The 12,935-nt window shown below is 67.4% G+C and carries 7 protein-coding genes; all 7 read left to right on the top strand.

Annotated features, from left to right (window positions below):
- Window positions 1-259 precede the first annotated feature (259 nt).
- A complete protein-coding gene (locus tag ACRXBZ_RS05300) occupies window positions 260-412 on the top strand; it encodes a hypothetical protein (RefSeq protein ID WP_433878057.1) in 153 nt (50 codons plus the stop codon).
- Between the two features lie 474 nt (window positions 413-886).
- Window positions 887-1,918, top strand: coding sequence for a hypothetical protein (locus ACRXBZ_RS05295; RefSeq protein WP_433878056.1), 1,032 nt, complete (start codon window positions 887-889; stop codon window positions 1,916-1,918).
- Between the two features lie 401 nt (window positions 1,919-2,319).
- Window positions 2,320-5,799, top strand: a complete 3,480-nt coding sequence (locus ACRXBZ_RS05290) for a hypothetical protein (protein ID WP_433878055.1) — start codon at window positions 2,320-2,322, stop codon at window positions 5,797-5,799.
- On the top strand, window positions 5,796-6,803 hold the full coding sequence (locus ACRXBZ_RS05285) for a hypothetical protein (protein ID WP_433878054.1): 1,008 nt from the start codon (window positions 5,796-5,798) through the stop codon (window positions 6,801-6,803). The genes ACRXBZ_RS05290 and ACRXBZ_RS05285 overlap by 4 nt, the downstream gene beginning before the upstream one ends.
- Window positions 6,788-10,210 carry a right-handed parallel beta-helix repeat-containing protein gene (locus ACRXBZ_RS05280; protein WP_433878053.1) on the top strand — a complete coding sequence of 1,141 codons (3,423 nt, stop codon included), beginning with the start codon at window positions 6,788-6,790 and terminating at the stop codon, window positions 10,208-10,210. Before ACRXBZ_RS05285 ends, ACRXBZ_RS05280 begins: the two co-directional genes overlap by 16 nt.
- Before the next feature lie 599 nt (window positions 10,211-10,809).
- A complete protein-coding gene (locus ACRXBZ_RS05275) occupies window positions 10,810-11,805 on the top strand; it encodes a methyltransferase (protein WP_490885420.1) in 996 nt (331 codons plus the stop codon).
- Window positions 11,715-12,860, top strand: coding sequence for a type III polyketide synthase (locus tag ACRXBZ_RS05270; protein ID WP_433878051.1), 1,146 nt, complete (start codon window positions 11,715-11,717; stop codon window positions 12,858-12,860). The genes ACRXBZ_RS05275 and ACRXBZ_RS05270 overlap by 91 nt, the downstream gene beginning before the upstream one ends.
- The last annotated feature ends 75 nt before the right edge of the window (window positions 12,861-12,935 follow it).

Here is a 12,935-nt window from a genome sequence, read left to right as displayed (position 1 = left end):
GCTGTGGGTGGTGCGGGGCAGCGCGAGCCGTTGGGTGGGTCTTCGCAGCGGGGGGCGGGGCAGGTGTATCCGGGTGAGTCGCAGGCTGGGCCGTCGACGGTCACGGCCGCTGCCCACCAGGGGTCGGTTGTGGGTGGTGTGGTGGCTTCTGGGCAGTAGGATGCTGATGCGGGGAGGGTGGTTCGGCGGCGGTCCAATCCCTCCGGAGGAGTTGCCTCGGTGGTTTGTGCGGGCTCAACCACGCTCCGACGGCCGGGCGATGACAGAGAGTGAGGCCCGCGCGAAGGGGGAGTCGGATGAGCAGGCGCGGGCGTCGCTGGCGGAGTTGGCTGCGCAGGTGCGGGCGTCGCTGGAGGCGATTAAGTCTCGGCAGGATTGGTTTGCGTTTCAGGATCGGGATTTTCTTCTGTAGTGGGGGCAGGACTTGCCGACGTTGGATGAGGAGCTGCACCGGCAGTTAGCCAAGATTACGGGGGACGTGGTTGTTGAGTTGACGAGGTTGGTCGGGCTTCTGGACGGGCATTTGGCTGCGTTGCCCGCGGATTCCCTTCCGAAGGTGCGGGCCCAGTTCGCACTTGCGAAGGCGGCGGCGGAGCAGGGAAGCTGGCCCCTGGATCAGGTGTACAAGATCGCGTCGAAGCTGGGGGGATGCTGGAAATGGAGCAGTTTTTGCGGAATTACCGGCTGGGCTTGGCGCGGGACGGCGACTCCAGGCGAGCTCCGGATGACCAGTGAAGCACGGCGGCAGCGCGGCCCAGCGCCCAGCCGGATGACACGGCCCCGGACGCGATGGATCGAAACCCCTGAGCTCGGTTCCGATTTTGATGGCTAGCGACCAGGTGGTCCGCCCAAGTTTTCGTACCGACAACGTTTCGAGGAGAAGGAAATGACCACACCTGACCAGAAAGCGGACGTAAGGGCCGCCTTGCACGAAGTACTTTTACGACAGGCCGGATTCGCACCGGATGAGTTGGTCACGCAGGCTCGTGCCTGGCTCGCGGACGACCGGTTCGACGAGGTTGCCCGCGCGGTAGTCTCCACCGTCGCGCGCTACGTCCTACCGCTCACCGTGGAGGATCTGGATGTGCTCGTGACCGTCTCCGAGGCGGAAGGTGTATCGCTGGACGTCCTGGAAAGCATCGAGCCCACGATCGACGATCCGCCGCTGGTGTGGCAGTTCAGCGCCCAACCGCCGGATTCCGTTGACTCCACCGACGATTCCGCCGTGGCGGCACTGATCGAGGTCCTCGGTGACGAGCCGGCCGCGCACGGAATGTGGCGTGCATGGCGAATGGTCCCGGATGGCGCGCCGTATCCGCCGCCGCGAGCTGTCTACGTCGTCGAAGCCGACGATGACGACCTACCCGCGCTCACCGCTCGGCTGCAGGAAGCGCTCGTCGCCGCCGGTGAAGCGGCTCCGCAGGTCGAGGTCACCCCGGCCGTCGGCCCGGTGCCCACGTACCAGCAGGCGGCCCGAGCCTACGGCGCGCTCCTGTGGGCCGCTACCGAGGCGCCGGAAATCACGGTGGCGCGGGTTTTCGACGCGGTGGACCCGATTTCCGGCCCGAGCTTCGCCCCGGACCACCCCCGGATGGACAATGAAGCCGAACGTGGCCAGATCCTCGACTACCTACGCGCCGGCACTGCCCTAATGATCACGACGGCCACCCTGGAGGACGTCGTCGATCCTGCCCGCGGAGCGGTCGTCCCAATGAGCTTCCGCACCGACGGCACCTGGATCTGGCCGGACACCATCGCGTACTACCTGGAACACCACCAACTGGCGCCAGATCCGGACCTACTGGCCCACATCCGCGACGCCGGCCTACTTCCCCCGGAACTGGACACGGTGGCCATACACCGAGCAATGGACGTACTACGCCGACCCCCGGAAACCGAACCAGTCTGGACCCGCTGAGCCGGATCAGACGAGGTGAGGCACCCCGGCAAAGCCTGTTGACACCTTGGGCAAAGGTGGCGGAAGAACATCCGTGAGCGTTTTTGGGTGCCATAGCACCCAAAAGCACTCACGGCGTCCTAACATCCCAAAAGGCTTATGGACCGATGGTTAAGCCGAAGGCAAGAACTCCGAAAAGCTACCTAGCGGCAGCGCAGCGGATTCGGAAGCGAAAGGCAGCAATGGGTAGAAATATCTGCCTGTTCGACCCGATCTTCCCGAAAGGCTCTTCGGTCGAGGACTTTTGTGTCGTGACGTGGCAACACTGTGAGGGCAGTATGGAAGAGCCCAACTTGGGTGAACCCTACGCACGTTGTGGTTCGTGCACAAGGTGACGGTGTTAGCGCGGAGGTGTGTTGCGGATGGCTGCGATCGTGGTTGAACGGGCTGGTGCGTCGGTGCTCGTTCGCGCCGGCGGGGCCCGGGACCCTCGCTTGGCGTTCGCGGACAAGGTGGCCGCCGAGGATCACCGCAAGGCAGTCGTCGTGGACCAGATGGGGTACGCGGCGCTGCACGCACACGATTCCGAGGTGCTGACCGACCTCAGCGGCGCGCTGTCGCGTGGCCGCGGCCGTCGCCGGGACAACGTGCGGCTGGTGGCCAGTGGGTCCGGTCGTGCCAACCCGGATGGAACGCCGCCGCTCGCGGCGAGACTGGCCCGGCAGTTGGGTGTCGAAGTGATCGCACCCGACGGTGAACTGGTCATTCTGCGCGGCGGCGAGCTTTTCTCGGCGGGGCCCGGCGCCGGGTGGGTGCGCTTCAGGCGCGGGCGAATGACCAAGCGCGACGGGCCCCGATTTCCCGCACCGCCGTGGGAATCAGAGTTGCCCGAGGACTTCGCGGCGCAGACCACCGACCGGACGAGTGTGGTGGCGATCCCGGCCGGCCTGTGGGTGCGGACCGCGAACACCCGCCCGGCCCCGCTGTTCGACAGCGGCTTCGGCGTGCCACCGGATGACCGGCTCCGCATCGTGGTCGGAGCACCGGGCGAAAAAGTTCCGGACGTGGCGGACGTCGCGAGACTCGTAGAATCCTTGCCGGATTCGGTCCGGCACAACTTCGTGCTCACCGTCTACGGACCCGAGCCGGTGGGACCGGTGCCGTTCGCGCAGCAGCTCGCCGCTTACCTGGGTGTCCCAGTGCGCGCGAGCCATGGCATGCCGTATTACGCCGAGGCCGGTGCTCGAGGCATGGTCGCGATCAACCGGGCCGGCTACCCGACGTGGCGGCCGTTCCTGCACGAAAGCATGTACCTGCCGCATGGTGCCCCGACACCGTGCAGCGGAGTGGCCCCGGCACCGGGACTGCACGGTGCCGGCCCCGGTCGGTACTGGCTCACCGAGGGCTGGCTGGTTGACCTGATCCCATGCGGTTTTCTGGTGCGACCGGCCACTGCCACACCGGAAGCCGTCGCCACTCGGTTGCCGGTGGATCCCGATCACGTGAACCTGATCGTCACCGCGGTCACCAGGGCCTCCGATGAGGTGCCTGCCCGGGCCCTCGCCGCGATCGAGAAGTTCGCCCGCTCCCTGCCGGAAGACGCCCAGCAGCGGCTGCGTCTAGTGGCGTCGCATTGGGTCCACCCGGGTTCCCTCGTGGGGCTGGGTGGGGCACTGCGGGTGCCCATGAACGTTCTGACTCCGGCCGGTCCGAAACCTCATCGGGCCACGTCAGAGAAGGCTGGTGCGCCGCAGAAAGCTGCTGCGCCGCAGAAGGCTGCTGTGCCACAGACAGCTGCTCTGCCACAGAAGGCTGCTGTGCCACTGGAGGCTGGTGCGCCACTGGAGGCTGGTGCGCCACCGGAGGCTGCTGTGCCACCGGAGCCTGCTGCGCCGCAGACAGCTGCTGCGCCGCAGACAGCTGCTGCGCCGCCGGAGGCTGCTGTGCCGCCGGAGGCTGCTGTGCCGCCGGAGGCTGCTGCTGCAACGATTCGGCTCGACCAGCTCAGCCCGGCAAAGACCGACCGACCCGCCGATCATCAGGTGCCGAGTGGTCCGGAGCTGCCGGCCACCGCGGAGCCCGAAGCGGGGCGGAGCACGTCCCCGTTGCCGCAGGGCTCGCCTGCCGTTGGCCGGCCCAAAGCCGTGGGCGGCGGTCCCGATGTTGCGGTCCCGACTCGGGGCAGGCCGACAGAGGGCGGTGCCCGCGATGTTCGTTCCCCCCAGCCGCCTGCGCACCGTGATCCGGCACCGGTCACGGTCGACCGTCGTGGTCGGATACGACCGGTCGGAACGAGCTGGCAGCGGCGGCGCCGATCCGGATCTGGCACGCCGGACCCCGTAACATCAGAATCACCGCTGCCGGCCGAAAGCTCGCGGTTCTCACCGGCCGACGACTCGCCTGTCCCGCCAGCCAGCCTGCCTCCCGCCCCGTCGGTGTCCGGGCTGGCGCTTTCAAGCTCCACTTTCGCCATCCCACCCGTTGCGCGCCCCGATCACGACGCGCAGCAGGATTCGCAGGCACCGGTTTCCGCGAATGCAGCGGGCGGATCGCCGGCGGATACCGGTCGGACTGAGCCGCGTCTGGGACGGTACGTAGTCCCTGAGATGCACGCTCTCAGGGACTTTGATGATGGGCCGACATTGGTCCTGCCGATAGCGCCTTCGGTCCGTGCGGCATCGGCAGCCGGATCGGCAGCGGTCGAGCCGCCGCTGCCCACGACGGAAGCATGGGCGGCGCCCGTTGCGCCGCAGGAACCGATGCCGCCGGTCGCGCCGGAAAGTGCCGCTGCCGCCCCGACCAAGAGCGGTGCTGCTGCCCAGGCCGCCCAACCGGTTTCGGACCAGAAGAACGCAACACCCATACCAGACCTGTCATCTGTGCCGGAGGCGTCTCCCGTACCGGACCTTTCGTCGGCACCGGACGTGCAGCCCGAGACGGACCTGTCGTCCCAGCCGGACCCGTCACCGGCACCCCCTGAGCCGGAGGCCGCTGCGGAACCTGCGGAGCAGGCCCCGTCACCGGAGCCCGCGGAGCCGGAGGCCGCTGCGGAGCCCACGGAGCAGGCCCCGTCACCGGAACCCGTGGAGCAGGACGCCGCGCCGGAACCCGCGCCGGCGGCCACCCCGTTGCTGCTGGCCGACCACGTCAGCACCGACGAGGAGCGCAGGAAGTTCCGGGCTTCACTCGGCTGGCGGTTCGACGCGGCGACGCAGATGGTGACACGGATGCTCGCCGAGCGTCCTGGCATGCGCGCGGGAGGCGGAACCACTGAAGCCCTGACGACGGAGTTGGCCGCCGCCCAGATTTTCGCCTCGTCCGAGCAGACCGAAGTGGTGGAGGCGATCCGATCCGGCGGCGGCCAGATCGAGCGGTCCTACCTGCACTGCCTGGCCGGCGGGCTGCGGAGGTTGCCGTCGCTGCAGGGCGTCGTGGTCCGAGGTGGCCCATCCGACGCCGCCGCGGTCGATGACTACGTGGTGGGAGCCGAACTGCTGGAGCCCGCCCCGATGGTGGCGAGGGCCGATCCGGCAGCGGCCGTGCCGGGCGCCGTGGAAGTGCTCATCTGGTCGATCACGTCCCGTCGCCTGGCGGGCCTGGTCGAAGGGGCGCGTCAAACCGACGTCGTGTTCCTGCCTGGCACGGTGTTTCAGGTGGTGGACGTCGACCGCACGGCCGCCAAGCCTCGGGTGTTGCTGGCCGAAGTGACTCCTGGCTGGGACCCCACCAGCGAAAGCGGCGAGCGTCGCGCCAGCCGCATCCGGAAGAAGCTCGAGGCCGCAGCCGCCGCGCGGGACGGCGTTCGAGAAGCTGAACCGGATGCCGAAGAAGAGGCCAGGTTCGCCGCGTTGCCGGGCATGCCCAGGACTCCCGTGGCAGTGGGCGCGGGGAGCGCGTCGTGACCGACGCAGCATCCGTGGTGGAGCGCAAGGATCTCTACGAACTCCTGTTGTGCTTCGCGGGCCGGGTGCCAGATGACGGCCTGGCCATCATGCGAACCTGTCTGGCCGACGGCGAGGAAGACCAGGTGGTCGCGTTTCTCGTCACCGCTGTCACGACAAGAGGGCTGGCGCTGGTCCAACACGAGATGGAGCTGATCCAAACCTTGGCCGCCCAGCACGGTGTGCGCACTGCGGAGCTGGAAAAAGCGGCCCTCCTGGCCGAGTTGCCACTGCCGGTCGCCGAGTTCAGCACGCCTCCCAGCGACCAGGACGGGATGGATCAGCAGGACGCGATCGTGGTCGAGGCCGCGAGCCGGGTTGGCGGGCTGCTCGGGCTGTGGCGTGTCGTTCGCCGATCCGAAGACAGCGAAGTGCGGCTCTACCTGGGAGAAGTGGAGCCGAGCTCCGACGTGGTCGAGCTCGCCGCCGAAGCGCAGCACAGCCTGGTGGAATCGGGTGTCGAGCCCAGGATCGAGCTGTTCACCGAAGGCACGGAACTCTCTCCCTACCACGAAGCCGCGCTAGAGAAGGCTGAGCTGGTGTGGACGGCGGCGCCTCCACCCCGCCTCCACCTCGCGCGCACATTCGACGGCGCGGACCCGGCGCGGGGACCGTACTTCGAGCCCGACCACCCGCGGCTACCGGATGCTGACGCGGCACGGGCCCTCTCCTTCTTACGGGCCGGAGAGACCGTGCTGAGCAGCGAGGCACGGATGGACGACGTGATGGAACCCGGCCAAGCTGCCCCGGTGCCGGTCAGTTTCCGCTCCGACGGCACCTGGATCTGGAGCGACTCTGTGATCTACTACCTGGAGCGCTACCAGCTGTCCCCGGAGCCCGACCTGGTCGACCACGCGTTGACGTCGACGACCCCGCCTTCGGTGCTCAGCCATCTCACCTACCACCACGTCCTCGCCGAACTGTTCGCGCCCGCACCCCAGGAGTCGATGTGGCAGGCAAGCTGATCAACGGTGGCAGCACGAGATCGATGCTGACCGTCTCCGCCACCGGACCTGACTGCTACCGCACCATCGGTGACGCCGTGGCGGCAGCCCGGGCCGGCGACGTCATCTCCATCCAGCCCGGCACCTACCGGGAATCGGTGGTCCTGCACCGCGACGTGACGCTGTCGGCCGCCGGGTCCGCAGGAGCCGTCCGCATCGAGTCCAGTGTGGACCCGGCGGTCCAGATGACCGCCGAATCGGCCGCGCTCTCCGGCATCGTCGTCGTGCACAGCGGTACTGAAACGTCGGCGATCGACGTGCCGTCCGGTCGTCTCCGGTTGGACGAGTGCACCGTGGAGGCCGAGTCGGCCGCTGCGGTGTTTGTGCGGGGCCAGGCGGAGGTGCTCGCGCATGCCTGCACTTTCGTCAACCCCGGGGGTGCCGGGCTGATCGTCGTGGAAAGGGGCGGGGGCAGTTTCGACAAATGCACGTGGCGCGAGATGAAGAACGCCGCTGTCGTGTTCCGCACTGCTGCCACCCCGCTACTCCTGGACTGCACGATCACCGACGTGAACGGAAGTGCTGTGCTGGCGGCCGAGCGGTCGCGCGGCACGGTGCGGGACTGCCGCATCGTGCGGGCCGGCAACCCCGCGGTCGTCATCGAAAGCGGCAGCACCCTGCAGGTCACTGGAACCTCCATCGTGGAGACCGACGGTGTCGGCGTGCTGGTGGCTTCCGGTGCCACGCCGCTGCTGGAGGACTGCTCGATCGACGACGCGGCGGCACAGGGCATCGTGCTCATGCAGCAGGCCGCGCCGGAGATGCGTCGCGTCCAGGTCAGGCGCCCGGTCGGATACGGCATCCACGTGCTGGACGGGTCGGCCGGTGCATTCACCGAGTGCGAGGTCAGCGGTTCCAATGACGTCGGCGTGTTCGTCGGCGAGTCGCACACGGAGTTCAACGAACTGCGTGTCGAAGGCAGTGGGGCGACGGGGATCCTGGTTAGCGATTCCGCTAAACCGTCCTTTTCAGACATTCAAATCCTGGCATCCGGTGGCTGCGGCATCGAGGTCCGCGGTGGTGCGTCAGCGCGGCTGTTCGGTGCGGTGATCGAGGCATCGGCCGCGGACGGAGTTCTGGCTACAGAGCGCGGTCGCCTGTCGGCCGAGGACCTGGCGGTCACGGGCTCCGAGGCAGTGGGTGTGCGGGCCTCCGATGGCGGGCATCTCGACTTGCGCGGCGTCACGGTGTCGGGCAGCACCGAGGTCAACATCCTGGTCGCCGACAGTGAGGCGACGCTGCATGGATGTGACCTGTCCGGGGCCGGCCAGCAGGGCATGCTGATTTCCAGCGGGTCGTCGGTGGAACTGACCCAGACCCGGGCCGCCGCGTCGGAAGGGTCCGGTATCGAATGGGCGGCCGGTACCACCGGCAGCATGTCGCAGTGCGAGGCGTCCGGCAACGGTGGCGACGGCGTCGTGGTCGCGTCCACCGAGCCGATCAACATTCGTGAATGTCTGTTCGAATCCAACGGTGGTGCCGGCCTGCGCATCTCGGTGCGTCGGGACAACCTGCAGCTCAACGGTATCGAGAGCAAGCGGAACAAAGACCCGCAAAGCGACACGACCGGTGGCGGCGACTCGCGGTTGTCCGAGCAGCTGAAGCAGTCCGGGAGCACCCGCTCGGCCAAGACGCTGGGCAAAACCGCCGAGCAGGAGGGAAAGCCGGAGTCCGCGTCTCGCAAGTTCGAAGGGCCGCTGGGCGGACTGCTCGACGAGCTGAACTCGCTCGTGGGCCTGGCAGACGTCAAGCGGGAAGTGGAGATCCTGACCCGGCTGGAGCAGATGGCTGAACGGCGGGCCGCTGTCGGCCTCCCGATGCCTCCGATGAGCCGGCACCTCGTGTTCACCGGCGCGCCCGGTACCGGTAAGACCACGGTGGCACGGCTATACGGCAAGATCCTCGCAGAGTTGGGTGTGCTGCGGACCGGGCAGCTCGTCGAGGTGGGCCGCGCCGATCTGGTCGCCAGCATCGTCGGCGGAACGGCCCTGAAAACCACCGAGTGCTTCGAGAAAGCCTTGGGCGGCGTGCTGTTCATCGACGAGGCGTACGCGCTGTCGGCGGGCAGCGGGGGCGGCGCGGACTTCGGTCGCGAAGCGATCGACACGTTGGTCAAGCTGATGGAGGACCACCGCGACGACGTCGTGGTGATCGTGGCCGGATACACCGTGGAAATGCGGAAGTTCCTGGCGTCCAACCCGGGCCTCGGCTCTCGGTTCTCCCGCACGATCGAGTTCGCTGACTACTCCTCGGCGGACCTGGTCACGATCGTGGAAGGCCTGTGCCGGGCAAACGACTTCCGGCTGGAGTTCGAGACCCGCGAAGCGGCGCTGAACTACTTCGAGAAGCTGCCGCGCGACGAGACTTTCGGCAACGGTCGCACCGCCCGGAAGGTGTTCGAGGAAATGATCGGGCGACAGGCCTACCGCCTGGCCGATGTCCCGGATGCCAACGCGGTCGAAATGACCCGCCTGCTGCCCGAGGACATCGGGCCGCTGCCCGGCAGCGGAATCGGTGCGGGCGCGGCGGCCGCCGACACCGAGAAGGTCGACGCACTGCTCAACAAGCTGCAGCAGATGGTCGGACTGGCCGAGGTGAAGTCCGAGGTCAGCAACATGGTCGATCTGCTGGCTTCGGCCCGGCAGCGGCAAGCCGCCGGACTCCCGGTGCCGTCGCTGAGCAGGCACCTGATCTTCGGCGGGCCGCCCGGTACCGGTAAGACGACCGTGGCCCGGCTCTACGGCGAAATCCTCGCCTCGCTCGGGGTTCTGCAGCGCGGCCAGGTGATCGAGGTTGGCCGGGCCAACCTGGTAGGCGAGTACGTCGGCCACACCGCGCAGCGCACGACGGACGCATTCGAGCGGGCTCGCGGTGGCGTGCTGTTCATCGACGAGGCGTACACGTTGTCGTCGCAGCGCGGCTCCGGGAACGACTTCGGTCGCGAGGCCATCGACACCCTGGTGAAGCTGATGGAGGACCACCGCGACGAAGTCGTGGTGGTGGCGGCCGGCTACGAGGAGCAGATGGAGGATTTCCTGGCCGCCAACCCGGGACTGTCCTCGCGGTTCTCCCATCGGGTCCGGTTCGCCGACTACACCAACGACGAACTGGTCACCATCGTCACTCAGCACGCGGCGTCGGCCGGCTACGAGTGCACTGGGCCGACGGTGGCGGCCCTGCGTGCCCACTTCGTCGCTGTGCCACGGGGCACGTCGTTCGGCAATGGCCGCTATGCCCGCCAGGTCATGGACGAAGCGGTGACCCGCCACGCGAAACGCCTGCGTCTGACGGCGTCTCCGACGCTGGAGGATCTCTGCGTCCTGCTCCCGGAAGACATCCCAGGCCTGGCCGAGATCGTCGGCACCTGAGCCTGGATCCACCGACCGTTTTCGGTGCGGTCGTGAGTGCGAAAACGGGCTCTAGCCGGTTTTCGCACTCACGAGAACGGCCCGCGCGATGGTGGCTCGGGCAGTGGGAGCAGGGGGCCGCCCGCTGGGTAACCGTCGACGAAGCCTAAGCCTTCTACCTGCGTTCCGGCCCCACCGGGACCACTGACGGCGGACTCGTCTGGGTGGCCGGGCCTCGCGAGGCTACAGCAGTAGAGGCGATCCTTGCGCTAGCAACGAGACATTCAGGCAACCCCCGAAGGCACTTTCGGGTAGACCGAGAGATCCCCCCTTCTTCTCCTTGAGTCCGCCGCATAGCTTTTCACCGCAACCGCCCCGAGCGTGCCGGAAAATCATCTAGATCAACGGCGGAATCCACAGTGGAGATCGTTTTCTCCCAGGTCTCGGACACCGCGCCGCGGGCGGGAACGTGCAGATACGCGCCGGAGAAGAGGAGAACGACCGTGGCTGACGTAGTGGAATCAACCGCCTCGTTGGAAGACTTACGCCCGCTACCGCACCCTCGAATCAAGCTCCAGGGTCAGGTTGAACAATCTCCCGAGTTGACTCCGGCGTCGTTGATGCAGTTAACTACGGGGTTCTGGAGTTTCAAGAGCTTCGCCGCCGCCGTCGAGCTGGAGCTGTTCACCAAGCTCTCCAACCTCGGCTCGGCCACACTCGAAGCAGCGTCCGAGGCCCTCGGAATGCCCGATCGGCCCACTGATCTGCTGCTGGCCGCCTGTGCGTCCCTGGGATTGTTGGAGAAGACCGGGAACGAATACCGCAACGCGCCGGTCGCGGAGGAGTTCCTCGTGGTGGGCCGTCCTTACTACTTCGGCGGCTTCGTCCGGTTCTGCGATCAGCGCGAGTACCCCGCCTGGCACCGGGTGGTTCAAGCGCTGCGCACGAACCGACCCGCCACTTGGGACCCGGAGACCCAGGATTCGCCGTTCGCGGCCGAAGATCCGGTGATGATGGCCCTGTTCTGGGAGGCCATGTATTCCATCTCCACGTTCACCGCCCGAGCACTGGGCGACTCCTACGACTTCGCTGCGCACAACAGGCTGCTGGACGTCGGGGGCGGGCAGGGAGCATTTCCGATCGAGCTGTGCCGCCGCTACCCGCACCTGTCGGCCACCGTATTCGATCTTCCACACGTGTGCGACCTCGCCGAGGACAAGATCGCGGAATCGGGCCTGGGCAACGTGCTCGACACGACCGCCGGCGACTTCCTCGACGACCAGCCGCTGCCCAGTGGCTACGACGTCATCCTGCTGAGCATGATCCTCCACGACTGGGACGAGGCGAGCAATCGTCAGCTCCTGGCCAAGTGCTACGCGGCGCTTCCGCCGGGTGGCGCAGTTGTCGTGTGCGAACTGGTGCTGAATCCTGAGCGCACCGGCCCTCCAGCCGCCGCCCTGATGGGGATGAACATGCTCATCGAGACCGAGGGGGGCAAGAACTACTCGGAGACCGAGTACACAACGTGGCTCCTCGAAGCCGGGTTCGAGCAGCCCCGCGTCGTCCCGCTGGCTGCGGCCGGCGCGAACGCCGCCATCGTGGCCGTGAAAGGGTAGCAGTGCCCATCGTCTCTCGCCCCGTCGTGGGGCTACCGCCCCATGTGCTGGACCAAAGCGAAGTCCTGGACCATTTGACACGCCGCCTGCGGGGCAACCCGAAAATCGCCGCCATCCGACGAGTGCTGGAAAACACCACCGTGCGGTCCCGGCGCGCCGTCATCCCGTTCGACCAGATCGTCGCGCACACGGGCCTGAGCAAACGGAATCGTCTTCACCTCGAACACGCCGTCGGACTGGCCACAAACACCGCCCTCGACGCCCTGGACGCAGCCAACTGCACCGCGAACGACATTGATGCCCTGGTGGTTGCCAACTGCACCGGTCACTCCCTACCTGGCGTGGACGCACATCTGGTCAACACACTCGGACTGCGCCCCACCGTACGCCGCACGCCCATCGCCCAGATGGGCTGTGCTGGCGGTGCCTACGCGCTCGCCCGGGCCGCTCAGGACCTCGCGGCTCACCCCGACGCAACCCACGTCCTGGTTGTTGCGGTGGAACTCCCTTCCCTGTCCTACCAAGCGGACGACCTCACCATTTCCAGCCTCGTCTCCGGCGCTTTGTTCGGGGATGCGTGCGCGGCCACTGTGGTCTCGGCCGACGACACCCGCAGCGGCCTACGCCTAGGTGCCGCCTGGGAGTACCTTCTACCGGCTTCCCTCGACGACATGGTCTACCGCGTCGACGAGGCGGGCTTTCACTTCGACACCCTGCCATCCGTCACTGACTGCATAATCAAAACCGTGCCGCATCTGGCGGCGTGGCTCCGAACGAACAGCCCCGAGCCGCAATGGGCCCCGCAGTTCCTCGTCTCCCACACCGGCGGCCCCAAGATTATGGACGCGCTCAGGGACGGACTCGGCTGTTCCGAGGAACTGTTCGCCTTTTCCCGTGCCAGTCTTCGGGAACTCGGCAATACCGCCAGTGTCGCCGTCCTGGACGTCCTCGCCCGAACTTGGCACCAAGCGAGCTCGCACCCAGGGGCAACTGGGCTGCTTGTCGGCTTCGGACCGGGCGTCACTACCGTCGCCATCCGCGCTTCGTGGAATTGAGAAGCCCCACCACCACTCGGTACCTCCTGGTAGCGATCGAGAACAACGCGCAGTCGTTGCACAGGGCAGCGGCCA

Source organism: Saccharopolyspora hattusasensis (assembly GCF_050972075.1).
Lineage (GTDB): Bacteria > Actinomycetota > Actinomycetes > Mycobacteriales > Pseudonocardiaceae > Saccharopolyspora > Saccharopolyspora hattusasensis.
This window is presented reverse-complemented; position numbering and strand designations above follow the sequence as displayed.

What these genes read in the sequence shown, in the direction of transcription:
- ACRXBZ_RS05300 (WP_433878057.1), top strand. Translation starts at nt 260, where the DNA reads ATGACAGAGAGTGAGGCCCGCGCGAAGGGGGAGTCGGATGAGCAGGCG.
- ACRXBZ_RS05295 (WP_433878056.1), top strand. Translation starts at nt 887, where the DNA reads ATGACCACACCTGACCAGAAAGCGGACGTAAGGGCCGCCTTGCACGAA.
- ACRXBZ_RS05290 (WP_433878055.1), top strand. Translation starts at nt 2,320, where the DNA reads ATGGCTGCGATCGTGGTTGAACGGGCTGGTGCGTCGGTGCTCGTTCGC.
- ACRXBZ_RS05275 (WP_490885420.1), top strand. Translation starts at nt 10,810, where the DNA reads ATGCAGTTAACTACGGGGTTCTGGAGTTTCAAGAGCTTCGCCGCCGCC.